We start from the raw sequence: 14,338 nt of genomic DNA on the forward strand, positions 1-14,338 counted from the left end.
CGGTGGCCGATCGAAAACGGCGTTGATTCCGGCCTTGGCGGCGGCCAGCGCCTGGGCCGGCCCGTCGAGGAAGCGGCGGGCCCACGCCGCCGCCCCGTCGTAGACGTCGTCGGGGGCCACCATCTCGTCGATCAGGCCCAGCTCCAGGGCCTCCTCGGCGTCGAAGAAGCGCCCGCTGAACACCAGTTCCTTGGCCCGGCTCGCGCCGGTGACGCGCGCCAGCCGGGCCATCGCCCCGCCGCCGGGGACCCGGCCGGCAAGGATCTCGGTGGCGCCGAACTTGACGTTGTCGCCGCTGACCCGCCAGTCGGCGGCCAGGGCCAGCGCGAGGCCGGCGCCCAGCGCGTACCCGGTGATCGCGGCGACGGTCGGCTTGGGGATCGCCGCGACGGCGTCGACGGCCGCACGACGCACCCGGTCCGCGGCATCGGCCTCGCCCGCGGTCAGCGTCTCGAGCTCGGGCGCGTCGTCGCCGGCGGAGAAGATTTCGTGGCCGCCGAACAGGATCACGGCGGCGACGTCGTCGCGACGCCCCAGCTCGTCGGCCGCGGACACGATCTCGCGGTAGACCTGCCGCGTCATCGCGTTGGTGGGAGGCCGCGACAGCAGCAGCATGGCCAGGCCGGCGTCGCGCGACCCGTCGCTGACCACGACGCTGACGAACTCCCTCAAAGCGGCCACTCCATGGCCCCGCCCGATTCGCGCGCCCGGTGGTAGCGGTCGGAGTCGAAGAACTCGAAGACCCAATTGTCGCCCCGCTTTTCGAGCAACGGCTGCACGGTCACGATCTGGCGTTCGACGGCCAGCACGTCGGCGACGCTGCGGCCGGCCAGCGAGTCCAGCTGGGTCCAGGTCGGCGGGAGCAGGATGTTCCGGCCGGCCTCGAAGTCGTCGATGGCGTCCCGCGGCAGCGCCCAGCCCGAACGGTCGGATTCGGTGTTCTGGCCGTCGGCCCGTTGCCCCTCGGGGAGGGAGGCCACGAAGAAGTAGGTGTCGTAGCGGCGGGTGCGCTCGGCTTCCGGGGTGACCCAGTTGGCCCACGGCCGGAGCAGGTCGGAGCGCAGCACCAGGTTTTCGGTCCGCAGGAAGTCGGCGAACGACAGCGTCCGCTCGTCCAGCGCGCGGCGGGCGTCGGCGTAGACCGAGGCGTCCCTGACGATGCTGTCCGGATCGTCGGCCGGTCCGGCGAACAACACGCCGGACTCCTCGAAGGTCTCCCGGGCCGCCGCGCACACCAGCGCCTCGGCCAGTTCGGTCTCGATGCCGAACCGCTGCGCCCACCACTCGGGCGGCGGGCCGGCCCACGCGATGTTGGCGTTGCGGTCGCGGTCGTCGACGCCGCCGCCCGGGAACACGATCACGCCCGGGGCGAACTCCATCTTGGAATGGCGGCGCATCAGAAAGACCTTCACGCCGCCGGGTGCGTCGCGGATCAGCATCACGGTGGCCGCCGGGCGCGTCGGCAGGGGTTCAGGGCGTTCACTCATGAGAGCCTCCGGTGGGCCGCGCGGGTGCGAACTCGTCGGGCGAAATAGCGCCCGTCGACGACGTCCAGGGCGATCGACTGGCCGAACGCCGCGGACAGGTTCTCGCCGGTCAGCACGTCGGACAGCAGGCCCGCGGCGACCACCTTGGCCTCCGACAGCAGCATGCAGTGGCTGAAGCCGGGTGGCACCTCCTCCACGTGGTGGGTGACCAGCACCAGCGCGGGTGCGTCGGGGTCCGCGGCCAGGTCGGCCAGCCGGGCCACCAGCTCCTCGCGGCCGCCCAGGTCCAGGCCGGCGGCGGGCTCGTCGAGCAGCAGCAACTCCGGGTCGGTCATCAGGGCGCGGGCGATCAGCACCCGCTTGCGCTCCCCCTCCGACAGCGTGCCGTAGGTGCGGTCCGCAAGGTGCTCGGCGCCAAGGCTTTCCAGCATGTCGATCGCCCGGCGGTAGTCGACATCCTCGTAGCGCTCCCGCCATCGACCCAACACCGCATAACCCGCCGAGACGACGAGGTCGCGCACCATTTCGTCGGTGGGGATCCGCTGCGCCAGCGCCGACGAGCTGAGCCCGATGCGCGACCGCAGCTCCGACACGTCGACCCGGCCCAGCCGCTCCCCGAGCACGAACGCCACGCCCGACGACGGGTGCTCGCTCGCGGCGGCGATACGCAGCAACGACGTCTTGCCGGCGCCGTTGGGCCCGATGATCACCCAGCGCTCGTCGAGCTCCACGGCCCAATCCAGCGGCCCGACCAGGGTGCGTCCACCGCGCTGCAGCGACACGTTTCTGAAGTCGATCAGCAGATCGGGGTCGGCTGCCTCACTAGCCTGGTCGGCTCCACCCTCACTTCCGTTCTCGGGCACCCGCCCATCGTGCCGTACCCCGATCGCCACTAGTCCGGCGGGATCTCCACCCGGCGCAGCTGGCCGTCGACCGCGTCGGCGGCCTCGATCTCGCTGCGGGTCACGCCCAGCAGGAACAGCACGGTGTCCAGGTAGGGGTGGCTCAGCGACGCGTCGGCCACCTCGCGCAGCGCCGGCTTCGCGTTGAACGCAACACCGAGCCCGGCCGCGGCCAGCATGTCGATGTCGTTGGCGCCGTCGCCGACGGCGACGGTCTGCTCCATCGGAACGCCGTCCCGCGCCGCGAACTCCCGCAGCGCCTCCGCCTTACCGGCGCGGTCGATGATCGGTCCGACGACCCGGCCGGTGAGGGTCCCGTCGACGATCTCCAGCTCGTTGGCGGCGACGTAGTCCAGCGCCAGCTCCTCCGCCAGCGGCTCGATGATCCGCCGGAACCCGCCGGAGACCACACCGCAGCGAAAACCCAAGCGCCGCAACGTGCGCAGCGTCGTGCGGGCCCCGGGCATCAGCTCCAGCTGGGCGGCGACCTCGTCGATCACCGTGGCGGGCAGGCCTTTCAGGGTCGCCACCCGCTGCTCGAGCGACTCCGCGAAGTCGAGCTCGCCGCGCATCGCCGCCTCGGTGATCGCGGCGACGGCGCCCTGCGCGCCCGCCCGCGCCGCCAGCATCTCGATGACCTCACCCTGAACCAGCGTCGAGTCGACGTCGAAGACGATGAGCCGCTTGGCACGCCGTTCCAGGCTGTAGCCCTCGACCGCGATGTCGACGCGCTCGTCACCGGCCACCCGCGACAGCGTGTTGCGCAGCGCCCCGTCGGCGCCGGCGGGCACCGACACCCGCAACTCCAGGCCGGTCACCGGATAGTCGGACACACCGCGAATGAGGTCGATGTTGACGCCCAGCGCCGCCGCCTCGCGGGCCACCGCCCCGAACGCCCGGGCCGTGATCGGCCGGCCGAGCACGAAGATGGTGTGAGTCGAGGGATCCCGGATAATCGGCACGTCTTCGCTGGGTTCGATGCTGACGTCGAGACCCTTTGCACGGACGGCGGATTCGACGTCATGGCGCAGCGCCGGGCCGTCGGCAACCTCGGGCGGGCAACACAGCAGGACCCCGAGCGTCAGGCGCCCGCGGATCACCACCTGTTCGACGTTGAGCAGCTCGACCCCGTGCCGCGACAACACCTCGAACAGCGCCGACGTCACGCCGGGCTGATCCACGCCGGTGACGGTGATCAGCACCGACACCTTGAGTGGTGAGTTCACTCCCGGCTGCCGCCGCTACTGCTCAGCAGTGGAGCGATCCGCTTCGGTGCGTGGGCCGAATCCCTTCGGCGACTCCAGCGCCGTGGCGTGCCGGCCCACGTGCGCCTCGGCGCGCAGCCGTTCCACCATGTGCGGGTAGTGCAGCTCGAATGCCGGGCGCTCCGAACGGATCCGGGGCAGCTCGGTGAAGTTGTGCCGCGGCGGCGGGCAGCTGGTCGCCCACTCCAGCGAGTTGCCGTAGCCCCACGGGTCGTCGACGGTGACGACCTCGCCGTAGCGCCAGCTCTTGAACACGTTCCACACGAACGGGAACATCGACGCGCCCAGGATGAAGGCACCGATCGTCGAGACCACGTTGAGCGTCGTGAAGCCGTCGGTGGGCAGGTAGTCGGCGTAACGGCGTGGCATGCCCGCGTCGCCCAGCCAGTGCTGCACCAGGAACGTGGTGTGGAAGCCGATGAACGTCAGCCAGAAGTGCAACTTGCCCAGCCGCTCGTCCAGCAGCCGGCCGGTCATCTTCGGGAACCAGAAATAGATGCCGGCGAAGGTGGAGAACACGATGGTGCCGAACAGCACGTAGTGGAAGTGCGCGACCACGAAGTAGCTGTCGCTGACGTGGAAGTCCAGCGGCGGGCTGGCCAGCAGGACGCCCGTCAGGCCACCCAGCAGGAAGGTGACCATGAAGCCCATCGAGAACAGCATCGGCGTCTCGAAGGTCAACTGCCCCTTCCACATCGTGCCGACCCAGTTGAAGAACTTGATCCCCGTCGGCACCGCGATGAGATACGTCATGAACGAAAAGAACGGCAGCAGAACGGCTCCGGTGGCGAACATGTGGTGCGCCCACACCGCGACCGACAGCGCCGCGATCGACAGCGTCGCGTACACCAGAGTGGTGTAGCCGAAGATCGGCTTGCGGGAGAACACCGGAATGATCTCGCTGACGATGCCGAAGAACGGCAAGGCGATGATGTAAACCTCGGGGTGGCCGAAGAACCAGAACAGGTGCTGCCACAAGATGACACCGCCGTTGGCCGGGTCGTAGACGTGCGCACCCAGGTGACGATCGGCGGCCAGTCCGAACAGCGCCGCCGTCAGCAACGGGAAGGCGATCAGCACCAGGATCGACGTCACCAGGATGTTCCAGGTCATGATCGGCATCCGGAACATCGTCATCCCCGGTGCGCGCATGCACACCACCGTGGTGATCATGTTGACCGCGCCCAGGATGGTGCCCAGGCCGGCGACCGCGAGGCCCATGATCCACAGGTCACCGCCGGCGCCGGGCGAATGGATCGCGTCCGACAGCGGGGTGTAGGCGGTCCAGCCGAAGTCAGCCGCGCCGCCCGGGGTGATGAACCCGGCGGTCGCGATCAGAGCGCCGAACAGGAACAGCCAGAACGAAAACGCGTTCAGCCGCGGGAAGGCGACGTCCGGCGCGCCGATCTGCAGGGGCAGCACCAGGTTGGCGAAGCCGAACACGATCGGGGTGGCATAGAACAGCAGCATGATCGTGCCGTGCATGGTGAACAGCTGGTTGAACTGCTCGTTCGAGAAGAACTGCAGGCCCGGCGTCGCCAGCTCGGTGCGCATCAGCAGCGCCAGGAACCCGCCCAGGAAAAAGAAGATGAAGCAGGCGACGCAGTACATGATGCCGATCATCTTGTGATCGGTGGTGGTGATCAGCTTGTAGACAAGGCTCCCTTTGGGACCCGTCCGGGCCGGGTACGGACGGACGGCCTCGAGTTCTCCCAACGGCGGGGCTTCGGCTGTCAACAGCTCCTCCAAACATCGTCGGACAGGGCCCGAACCCAGTATTGACTCCGAATCTTAGCCCCCGAAGAACCGCCCGTCAGGGGCAGTCCTACAAACTGTCGTAAAAGGTTCCGAACTCGCCGGATGTTAGCGTCGGACCCGTGCTGGGAAGGCGATCGATCACGGCCGCAGCCGTTCTGGCCGTGGCCGTCCTGGCCTGCGGCGGATGCGGTTCCGGCGGCTCCGGCACCAACGCGTCGACCCGATCGCTGGTCACGCCGACCACCCAGATCGCGGGGGCCGGGGTGCTGGGAAACGATCGCAAGCCCGACGAGTCGTGCGCGCGCGACGCCGCCGCGGCCGATCCCGGCCCGCCCACCCGGCAGGCCCGCAACGCCGCGGGCCTCACCCCCGACACGGTCACCGTCCCCGCGGAGGCGCGGCGCATCGTGGTGCTCTCCGGTGACCAGCTCGACGCCCTGTGCGCGCTCGGCCTGCAATCGCGGGTGGTCGCCGCCGCGCTCCCGGACGGGTCGTCGGGCCAGCCCTCGTATCTGGGCGGTGCGGTGCACGGCCTGCCCGCCGTCGGGACGCGCAGCAATCCCGACCTCGGCGGCATCGCCGCGGCCCATCCCGACCTGATTCTGGGGTCGCAGGGCCTGACCCCCAAGCTGTACCCGCAGCTCGCAGCCATCGCCCCGACCGTGTTCACGGCGGCGCCGGGCGCGGCCTGGGAGGACAACCTGCGTGGCGTCGGCGCCGCCACCGCGCGCGGCGCCGCCGCCGACGCGCTGATCACCGGCTTCACGCAGCGGGCCACCCAGATCGGCGCGGCGCACGACGCGTCCCACTTCCAGGCGTCGATCGTGCAGCTGACCGCCACCACCATCCGGGTGTACGGGGCCAACAACTTCCCCGCCAGCGTGCTCGGCGCCGTCGGGGTGGACCGGCCGGCCGCCCAGCGGTTCACCGACAAGCCCTACGTCGAGATCGGCGCCACGGACGCCGACCTCGCGAAAAACCCGGACCTCTCCGCCGCGGACGCCGACGTCGTCTACCTGTCGTGCGCCACCCCGGCCGCCGCGGATCGCGCCGCCACCGTGCTGGACAGCAATCCATGGCGCAAGCTGTCGGCCAATCACGACAACCGGGTCTACGTCGTCAACGACGAGGTGTGGCAAACCGGCGAGGGCCCCATCGCGGCCCGTGGCATCGTCGACGACCTGCGCCTGCTCAACGCCCCGATCAACTAGCCAAGTGGCCCGGAAATATTACCTTAGCTAAACTTCTGTAGGACGCACCGAAAGCAAAGAGGGAAATTCATGAGCACAGTTTCGGCGTACGCCGCCACCTCGGCGACCGAACCACTGACCAAGACCACCATCGAACGTCGCGACCCCGGCCCGCACGACGTCGTCATCGACATCAAGTACGCCGGGATCTGCCACTCGGACATCCACACCGCCAAAGGCGAATGGGGCCAACCGAATTACCCCGTGGTCGTCGGCCACGAGATCGCCGGCGTCGTGACCGAGGTGGGCGGCGAGGTCACCAAGTACAAGGCGGGCGACCACGTCGGCGTCGGCTGCATGGTGAACTCCTGCGGTCAGTGCAGCAGCTGCAAGGCCGGGCTCGAGCAGTACTGCAAGCCGGGCGCGACCTTCACCTACAACTCCACCGACAAGGACGGCACGCCGACGCAGGGCGGGTACAGCCAGGCGATCGTCGTCGACGAAAACTTCGTCCTGCGCATCCCCGACTCGCTGCCGCTGGACAAGGCGGCGCCCCTGCTGTGCGCCGGCATCACGCTGTTCTCCCCGCTGCGGCACTGGAAGGCCGGGCCGGACACGCGGCTGGCGATCGTCGGCCTGGGCGGCCTGGGGCACATGGGCGTCAAGCTCGGCGCCGCGATGGGCGCCGAGGTCAGCGTGCTGTCCCAGTCGCTGAAGAAGATGGAAGACGGCCTGCGCCTGGGCGCCAGCAACTACTACGCGACGGCCGACCCGGACACCTTCAAGAAGCTGCGCGGCAGCTTCGACCTGATCCTGAACACCGTGTCGGCGAACCTGCCGCTCGACGACTACATGAGCCTGCTCGACGTCGACGGCACCCTGGTCGAGCTCGGCATCCCCGAGCACCCCATGCAGGTGCACGCCTTCCCGCTGGCGCTGGCGCGGCGCAGCCTGTCCGGCTCCAACATCGGCGGGATCGCCGAGACGCAGGAGATGCTGGACTTCTGCGCCGCGCACGAAGTGACGCCCGAGATCGAGGTCATCGAGGCCGACTACGTCAACGAGGCCTACGAGCGGGTGCTCGCCAGCGACGTGCGCTACCGCTTCGTCATCGACATCTCGACCCTGTAGGGGTTAGGAGACGCCCTCCGCCACATCGTCACGCCGGCACGCGATCTCCTCGGCGGCTTCGCCGTGCTCGTCGCCGGGAATAACCGCGCTGACGTCGATCCCGGCCAGCGGCCAGCCGGCGGCGGCCAGCGTGGCGGCCACGCGGATGATGTTCTCGCGGCCGGGGTCGTGGTGGGTGGTCTGGGTGATGAACTCGGAGATCTCGTCCTTGCTGATCGGCCCGTCGCCTTCGGCGCGGTGCTTCGCGATGACGTTGTGCACCACTTCTTCGAGCTGATCCTGGGTCAGCGGTGTGCTCCTGAGCAGGGCGAACAAGGCCACCTGGTCCGGCCCGGGGACGCCCTGGGGGTAGCCGACGTCCAGCCAACGGATCACTGACTTGAGAAACTTGGCGTGCTTGTGGTTCGCGTGGGTTGAAGTCACCTAATAAGTCTCACGTTGGCGCGCCTGCGGGGCCTCGCACCGGACCCACTATTCATGCGCCGTTCATCAACCCGAACATCTGGCGCAGGAACCTCGTGCCGCTCCCGGGCCTGCTCATCCGCCGTTCTCGTCGCGCGAGGCTTGCATTGCCAAGTTGTTGAGCAACTTCCGGCCATCGGCGGTGCGCAACACAGGCAGCATCGCGGAGACCACGCCGGCGGCGGTGAGCGCGAGGCGTACCAGACCGTCGGGCGCCGTGTCCGCGTCGCGGAGCACCTCATCCTCGGCGCCTCGATCTTCCGCATGCTGTGCCATGGCAATCCTCGCCACGAGCCGGTTGTCGCGGTCGAGATCGATGTCGTCGACGGTAGCCGCCGCGGTCAGCATGTCGCCGATCTCGGCTACTTCGTCCGGTTCGCACAGCTGAGCCACCAGTTGCCACAGGATCGAGATGGTGGCGCGGATCAGCTGCGGCAGCCGGCCGGCCGGGATGACTTCATCGTCGACGATGACGCGCATGCCCGCCTCGTCGCCGCGCTCGCCGTGCTGAATCAGCGCCAACGCGCGACGGAAGTCCGCCGCACCCACGGGGTCGTCACTGCTCACGCTGTTCATCCTGCCCGCCTGCAACGCCGAGCCGCTCGGCTCAAAGGGCCTGGAAGGTCAGGGCGACGCCGTTCATGCAGTACCGGAGGCCGGTCGGCTGCGGTCCGTCGTTGAACACGTGGCCGAGGTGGCCGCCGCATTGGCTGCAGAGCACTTCGGTGCGCGTCACGCCCAGGCTGGCGTCCGGGCGTTGCAGCACGGCGTTGTCCAGGGCCTTCCAGAAGCTCGGCCAACCGGTGCCGCTGTCGAACTTCGTGTCCGAGGAGAAGAGGTGCAGCCCGCAGCCCGCGCAGCCATACACGCCGCGACGGTGTTCGTCGTCGAGTGGGCTGGTGAACGGAGCCTCGGTGCCCGCGTTACGCAACACGTTGTATTGGGCCGGGGTCAGCAGTCTTTGCCACTCGGCGTCGCTGTGGGTCACGGCGAAGCCGGTATCGGGCGACGCCGACGACGTACCCTGCGCGAAGGCACCAATCGTGACGATCGACAGCACGCCCGCGCTTGCCCCGGCGAGAAATCGCCGTCGCGTCACGTCCATGGCATCAGTGTGGCGCGGTGAGCGGGCGACGTCGAACTGTCTAGAAGTCCCAGTCCTCGTCCTCGGTGACGACGGCCTTGCCGATCACATACGACGAACCCGACCCGGAGAAGAAGTCATGGTTCTCGTCGGCGTTGGGTGACAGCGCCGACAGGATCGCCGGGTTCACGTCGGTCTCGTCGCGCGGGAACATCGCCTCGTACCCGAGGTTCATCAGCGCCTTGTTGGCGTTGTACCGGATGAACTTTTTGACGTCCTCGGTCAGCCCGACCTCGTCGTAGAGGTCCTGCGTGTATTCCACCTCGTTGTCGTAGAGCTCGAAGAGCAGCTCGTACGTGTAGTCCTTGATGTCGGCGCGCCTGGCGTCGTCGGCCAAGGCCAGGCCACGCTGGAACTTGTAGCCGATGTAGTAGCCGTGCACGGCCTCGTCGCGGATGATCAGCCGGATCAGGTCCGCGGTGTTGGTCAGCTTGGCCCGGCTCGACCAGTACATCGGCAGGTAGAAACCGGAATAGAAGAGGAAGCTTTCCAGCAGCACCGAGGCCACCTTGCGCTTGAGCGGGTCGTCGCCCCGGTAGTAGTCGATCACGATCTGGGCTTTGCGCTGCAGGTTGACGTTCTCCTCCGACCAGCGGAAGGCGTCGTCGATCTCGGTGGTCGAGCACAGCGTGGAGAAGATCGAGCTGTAGCTCTTGGCGTGCACGGACTCCATGAACGCGAAGTTGGTGAGGACGGCCTCCTCGTGCGGCGTCAGTGCATCCGGAATCATGCTGACCGCGCCGACCGTGCTCTGAACGGTGTCCAGCAGCGTCAGCCCCGTGAACACCCGCATCGTCAGCTGCTTTTCACTGTCGGTCAGCGTCCCCCATGACGGCAGGTCGTTGGACACCGGCACCTTCTCGGGCAACCAGAAATTTCCGGTCACCCGCTCCCAGACCTCGGCGTCCTTGTCGTCTTGCACCCGGTTCCAGTTGATCGCCGAGGTCCGGTCAATCAGCTTCATGTTCGTCACCAGAACCCTTCTTCACCAGCCGGTTTTGCCTTCGATGCCTAGGTCACAAACACTACCCCTGGGGTCCGACAAGGCGGTGGAACACAACAACTTGTGTTTGCGTGTCGCGGCGTCAGTCCAACCCGACCTCTCGCAAGGTGTGTGTCAACCCGTCCTCGAGGGTGCGCAGCGCGATGTCGGTGAGGCGACTGAGTTCGTCGATGTCCTCACCGCCGCCGGCCATCCAGGCCTCGAGCGACGCGAAGACGGCGGTCGCCAGGCTGTGGGCGGCGATGTCGGCGATCATCGCGCCGTCGGCGGTGGGCGCCGATCGTTCGTGGATGAAGCGGGCGATTTCGTCGGCCACCTGATCGCGCATCCGGCGAATGTGCGTGGTGATGATGTCCTGGTCGAGGTCGCGCGACCGGATGGTAGCCGCCTCGCGGACCATCGCGAAGTCAAAAGGGAACGCGTCCACCGCTTTTCGCACCGACGCCGTGATGGGTTCGCCGTGTGGGCGCAACGCCAGCGCGCGGGCGAACCATTCGAAGCCGATGTCGTAGTCGGCGAAGATCACCGCGTGCTTGGACGGGAAGTGCCGATAGAAGGTGCGCTCGGTGACCCCGACGTCGGCGGCGATGTCCGAGACGCTGGTTTGGTGCACGCCGTCGGCGACGAAGCGCTTCATCGCCGCCTGTTGCAGCGCCTGGCGGGTGCGCTGGCTACGAGATTCCACGCGATAAGCAGACACCAAATGTCACCATTGACGCAAATATGTCATATGTGACATTGTGCCTTCTGTCGACGGATCACCACCGAAGGAGCCGGCATGTCGGACTACGACGCGATCATCATCGGGGCCGGCCACAACGGTCTGGTCGCCGCGAACGTGCTGGCGAAGGGCGGCGCGAAAGTGCTTGTCCTGGAACGGGCGCACTTCCTCGGCGGGATGGCCGCCACCCGCGAACTCTTCGACGGGTACAAGCACAGCGTCGGCGCCTGGGCCGTGCTGATCTGGCGCCAGGAGATGACCGAGCGGCTCGAGCTGACCAAGTGGGGCTTCGAGCTGATGGATCAGTGGACGTCGACGTGCACGTTCGGCGACGCCGCCGACACCCCGTTCGTGATGTACAACGACCTCGAGCGCATGGCGCGCCACCTGCTCGACGACCACGGCGCCGACACCGCGACCGCGTTGGGGTCCCTGTTCGCCCACATCGGCCGGTTCGCACCGTATTTCGTCGATTCGGCGTTCGGCCCGCCGCTGGACATCATCGAGGTGATCGCCTCCCAGCCCACGCCCGAAGACCGCCACGACTTCGCCCAGATGTGGTACGGCAGCACGATGGACACGGTCCGGCGCTTTCTGGCGCCCGACCAGGCCCGCTGCATCCAGGGCTCGCTGGCGGCGATGTCGATCGACGCGTTCGACGGCGGTCCCTGGACCCCCGGCTCGAACGCATCGACCTTGTACCACTACCTGATTGGCGGCGGCAACGTCGAATACATCATGCCGCGCGGGGGCATCGGCGCCCTGAGCGCGGCGCTGTGCCGGCGCGCCGAATCGCTGGGCGCCGAGGTGCAGATGAAACAGCACGTCAAGGACATCCTGGTCACCGACGGACGCGCCACCGGGGTCCAATTGCGGGACGGCACAACGATTTCGGCCGACGTGGTGCTGTCCTCGCTCGACCCCTACACCACGTTCGTGAATCTGGCCGGCGCGCAGAACTTTCCGCCCGACTACATCCGCAAGATCAAAGAGATCAACTTCAACCTGGGATACATCCAGGCGCATCTCACGATTGACCAAGCGCCCCAATGGATCGAGCGCCTGCAGCCGTACATGCACGACAACGGCCACTGGTGTCCCACCGTCGCGTACGCGCCGTCCCCGGAGTACATCAGCGACGCATGGGAGCAGTACCGCAAGGGGCAGCTTCCCGACGCGCCGCCCACCTACCTGTACATCCCCAGCATGGTCGACTCGTCGTTGGCGCCGGCCGGCAAGCACAGCGCGACCATCTTCACCCCCTACTTCCCCACCGGGCTGGACGCCGACGAAAACCGTAGCTGGAAGGAGCAATACGCCGACACCTGCGTGCGAATCTTCGACAACTTCGCGCCCGGGTTCGCCGACTCCGTCACCAATCGCGTGGTGTTCTCCAACCGCTATTTCGGCAGCACCTTCAGCGCGCACGCCGGCGACTACTCGCACGGCCTGCTGCAGCCCAACCAGCTGTGGACCGGCCGCGTCGTCGAGGGCGCCGACAAGTTCGCCACCCCGGTCGACGGGCTGTTCCTGTGCGGCCAGTGCACGCACCCCGGCCCGGGCGTGACCGGCATCCCCGGCTGGAACGGCGCCGAGGCGGCCCTCAAGCACCTCAACGCCCGCGTCGCCTAGGGGCGTAGGCAAAGCCCAAATTTAGATGTACCATCTGGTACATGTTTACCGAAGACAGCATCGAGATCGACGCGACGCCGCAGGTCGTATGGGACGTCTTCAGCGACGTAGAGCGATGGCCCGAGTGGACCGCGTCGGTGACCTCCCTGGCCGGGCGGGACGGATCGACTCTGGCCGTGGGCAGGCGGTTCGCGATCAAGCAACCGGGCCTGCAGAAGCTGATCTGGAAGGTCGCCGAGATCGAACCGGGCGCCTCCTGGACGTGGGTGACCCGCTCTCCCGGCGTGCAGGTGACGGCTCGCCACTACGTCACCGCCCTGCCCGGCGGGCGCACCCTGGTGCGCCAGGAACTCGACCAGCGGGGTGTCCTCGGCGCGCTGGTCGGGCGGCTGACCATCAAGCGGACCAAGCGCTTCCTCGCGATGGAGGCCCGAGGCCTCAAGGCCCGGTCTGAGCAGGTCAGCCGCGCCAGTGGCCCGCACGCCTGACCTACAGCGCCGCCGCGAACTCCTGCACGCGCTGTTCGACGAGTTCGCCGCGAACGGCATCGGCGATCGGTCGCTGCGCGACGTCGCCGCCGCGGTCGGCACCAGCCACCGGATGCTGTTGCACCACTTCGGTTCTCGCGAAGACTTGCTGATCGCGATCGTCGAGGAGGCCGAGCGCCGCCAGATGGCGCTCGTGCCTGACCTGCCGCAGAGCCCGGCCGACGGCTTCGCCGCGATGTGGGCCGACCTTCGCCGCCCCGAATTGCGCCAGCTGGAGCGGCTCTTCTTCGAGTGCTATTCGCGGGCGGCCCAGGGCGAAAAGCCGTTCACGCGAATGGTTCCCGGCGCCGTCGACGGCTGGCTGCGCGAGGTCGAATCGGCGGCGGCCGGCGTTGAATACGACGGCGCGATGGCCCGGCTCGGGCTCGCCGTCACCCGCGGCCTGCTGCTGGACCTGGTGGCCACCGACGACGAGGCCGGCGTGGATGCCGCCGCGCAGGCGTTCATCACGCTTTTGGCAACACCGAGATGAGTGTGTCGATGAGCTCCTCGGCGTTGGTGTGCCACTTGTCCAAATCCATGTGGCCGGTCAGATCCAGGCCCGTCATGCCGTGCGCGCTGGTCAACAGGAGCGCCCCGTAGCGCCTGGCCTGCTGCGGGCCCGTGACGCGCCCCACCATGTCGAGAAACAGGCCCTGAGTGCGCTCGGCCGCGCGGACCGCCTCGGTCAGGTCGCCGCCGGGCGGCGTGAACATCAGGCGGTACAGGTGGGGCCGGTCGCGGCCCATGGTGACCAGCGATAGCAGGGCCGAACGCAGCGCCTCCTCCGGCGAGTCGTCGCCGGCCGCCAAATCGTCCAGCACGTCGCCCAATTCGCTCAGCGCGTTGGTGGCCAGGACGGTGAGCAGCGACTCCTTGTCGGCGAAGTGGCGATACGCCGCCGAGTGCGAAACCCCGGCCCGAGCGCCCACTTCACGCAGCGTGACGGCCTCGACCCCGCCGAGGTCGAGCAACGTGCCCGCGGCCTCGAGCAGCGAACTGCGGGTCGCCGCGGCGCTTTCCGCTCGAGTGGTCACCCGCAGAGCATAAGCCCGGCGCCAGTTGACAATGTCAACTCAAACGCCTAGCTTCAGTTGACAACGTCAACTCAAATCG

Annotated in this window: 15 protein-coding genes and 1 pseudogene; 5 read left to right on the forward strand and 11 right to left on the reverse strand. The window is 68.1% G+C overall.

Going from position 1 to position 14,338, the window contains the following annotated elements:
* The 5 genes and pseudogenes from AC5Y7V_RS10715 to ctaD form a co-directional block, all read right to left on the reverse strand.
* Positions 1–672 (reverse strand): annotated as a pseudogene (locus tag AC5Y7V_RS10715) (enoyl-CoA hydratase); the annotation flags it as partial.
* The gene (locus tag AC5Y7V_RS10720; RefSeq protein WP_499880003.1) at positions 669–1,487 is read right to left on the reverse strand and encodes an NUDIX hydrolase; all 819 of its coding nucleotides are present in this window, start codon (positions 1,485–1,487) and stop codon (positions 669–671) included. The pseudogene AC5Y7V_RS10715 and the gene AC5Y7V_RS10720, both read right to left, overlap by 4 nt.
* Entirely contained in the window at positions 1,484–2,374 is an 891-nt protein-coding gene (locus AC5Y7V_RS10725) for an ABC transporter ATP-binding protein (RefSeq protein ID WP_499880180.1), read from the reverse strand. Before AC5Y7V_RS10725 ends, AC5Y7V_RS10720 begins: the two co-directional genes overlap by 4 nt.
* A 5-nt stretch (positions 2,375–2,379) precedes the next feature.
* A complete protein-coding gene (gene serB / locus AC5Y7V_RS10730) occupies positions 2,380–3,615 on the reverse strand; it encodes a phosphoserine phosphatase SerB (protein ID WP_499880004.1) in 1,236 nt (411 codons plus the stop codon).
* A 15-nt stretch (positions 3,616–3,630) separates the two neighbouring features.
* Positions 3,631–5,391, reverse strand: coding sequence for an aa3-type cytochrome oxidase subunit I (ctaD, locus tag AC5Y7V_RS10735; protein WP_499880005.1), 1,761 nt, complete (start codon positions 5,389–5,391; stop codon positions 3,631–3,633).
* A 143-nt stretch (positions 5,392–5,534) separates the two neighbouring features.
* Between ctaD and AC5Y7V_RS10740 the strand changes: the two genes are divergently transcribed.
* Both AC5Y7V_RS10740 and AC5Y7V_RS10745 read left to right on the forward strand, forming a co-directional pair.
* Complete coding sequence (locus AC5Y7V_RS10740; RefSeq protein WP_499880181.1) at positions 5,535–6,623, forward strand: iron-siderophore ABC transporter substrate-binding protein; 1,089 nt, start codon at positions 5,535–5,537, stop codon at positions 6,621–6,623.
* A gap of 69 nt (positions 6,624–6,692) precedes the next feature.
* Complete coding sequence (locus AC5Y7V_RS10745) at positions 6,693–7,733, forward strand: NAD(P)-dependent alcohol dehydrogenase (RefSeq protein WP_499880006.1); 1,041 nt, start codon at positions 6,693–6,695, stop codon at positions 7,731–7,733.
* A 3-nt stretch (positions 7,734–7,736) separates the two neighbouring features.
* On the opposite strand, the gene AC5Y7V_RS10750 is transcribed toward AC5Y7V_RS10745, so the two are convergent.
* From AC5Y7V_RS10750 to AC5Y7V_RS10770, 5 genes are all read right to left on the reverse strand, one after another.
* A complete protein-coding gene (locus AC5Y7V_RS10750) occupies positions 7,737–8,156 on the reverse strand; it encodes a DUF3349 domain-containing protein (protein WP_499880007.1) in 420 nt (139 codons plus the stop codon).
* A 114-nt stretch (positions 8,157–8,270) separates the two neighbouring features.
* Positions 8,271–8,762, reverse strand: coding sequence for a hypothetical protein (locus AC5Y7V_RS10755; RefSeq protein ID WP_499880008.1), 492 nt, complete (start codon positions 8,760–8,762; stop codon positions 8,271–8,273).
* Between the two features lie 40 nt (positions 8,763–8,802).
* Positions 8,803–9,300 carry a peptide-methionine (R)-S-oxide reductase MsrB gene (msrB, locus tag AC5Y7V_RS10760; RefSeq protein ID WP_499880009.1) on the reverse strand — a complete coding sequence of 166 codons (498 nt, stop codon included), beginning with the start codon at positions 9,298–9,300 and terminating at the stop codon, positions 8,803–8,805.
* Between the two features lie 40 nt (positions 9,301–9,340).
* Positions 9,341–10,315, reverse strand: a complete 975-nt coding sequence (gene nrdF / locus AC5Y7V_RS10765; protein WP_499880182.1) for a class 1b ribonucleoside-diphosphate reductase subunit beta — start codon at positions 10,313–10,315, stop codon at positions 9,341–9,343.
* Positions 10,316–10,424: 109 nt separating this feature from the next.
* On the reverse strand, positions 10,425–11,027 hold the full coding sequence (locus AC5Y7V_RS10770) for a TetR/AcrR family transcriptional regulator (RefSeq protein WP_499880010.1): 603 nt from the start codon (positions 11,025–11,027) through the stop codon (positions 10,425–10,427).
* Positions 11,028–11,120: 93 nt separating this feature from the next.
* On the opposite strand from AC5Y7V_RS10770, the gene AC5Y7V_RS10775 reads away from it, so the two are divergent.
* Genes AC5Y7V_RS10775 through AC5Y7V_RS10785 form a run of 3 tightly spaced genes read left to right on the forward strand, consistent with a single transcriptional unit; the run spans position 11,121 to position 13,715 of the window.
* Positions 11,121–12,695 carry a phytoene desaturase family protein gene (locus AC5Y7V_RS10775; RefSeq protein ID WP_499880011.1) on the forward strand — a complete coding sequence of 525 codons (1,575 nt, stop codon included), beginning with the start codon at positions 11,121–11,123 and terminating at the stop codon, positions 12,693–12,695.
* A 41-nt stretch (positions 12,696–12,736) separates the two neighbouring features.
* Complete coding sequence (locus AC5Y7V_RS10780) at positions 12,737–13,183, forward strand: SRPBCC family protein (protein WP_499880012.1); 447 nt, start codon at positions 12,737–12,739, stop codon at positions 13,181–13,183.
* Entirely contained in the window at positions 13,167–13,715 is a 549-nt protein-coding gene (locus AC5Y7V_RS10785) for a TetR/AcrR family transcriptional regulator (RefSeq protein WP_499880013.1), read from the forward strand. The genes AC5Y7V_RS10780 and AC5Y7V_RS10785 overlap by 17 nt, the downstream gene beginning before the upstream one ends.
* Here AC5Y7V_RS10785 and AC5Y7V_RS10790 read toward each other — a convergent pair.
* Entirely contained in the window at positions 13,690–14,259 is a 570-nt protein-coding gene (locus tag AC5Y7V_RS10790) for a TetR/AcrR family transcriptional regulator (RefSeq protein WP_499880014.1), read from the reverse strand. The genes AC5Y7V_RS10785 and AC5Y7V_RS10790 overlap by 26 nt on opposite strands.
* Positions 14,260–14,338 lie beyond the last annotated feature (79 nt).

Source organism: Mycobacterium sp. NGS34 (assembly GCF_059812845.1).

What these genes read in the sequence shown, in the direction of transcription:
- AC5Y7V_RS10720 (WP_499880003.1), bottom strand. Translation starts at nt 1,487, where the DNA reads ATGAGTGAACGCCCTGAACCCCTGCCGACGCGCCCGGCGGCCACCGTG.
- AC5Y7V_RS10745 (WP_499880006.1), top strand. Translation starts at nt 6,693, where the DNA reads ATGAGCACAGTTTCGGCGTACGCCGCCACCTCGGCGACCGAACCACTG.
- msrB (WP_499880009.1), bottom strand. Translation starts at nt 9,300, where the DNA reads ATGGACGTGACGCGACGGCGATTTCTCGCCGGGGCAAGCGCGGGCGTG.
- AC5Y7V_RS10775 (WP_499880011.1), top strand. Translation starts at nt 11,121, where the DNA reads ATGTCGGACTACGACGCGATCATCATCGGGGCCGGCCACAACGGTCTG.
- AC5Y7V_RS10780 (WP_499880012.1), top strand. Translation starts at nt 12,737, where the DNA reads ATGTTTACCGAAGACAGCATCGAGATCGACGCGACGCCGCAGGTCGTA.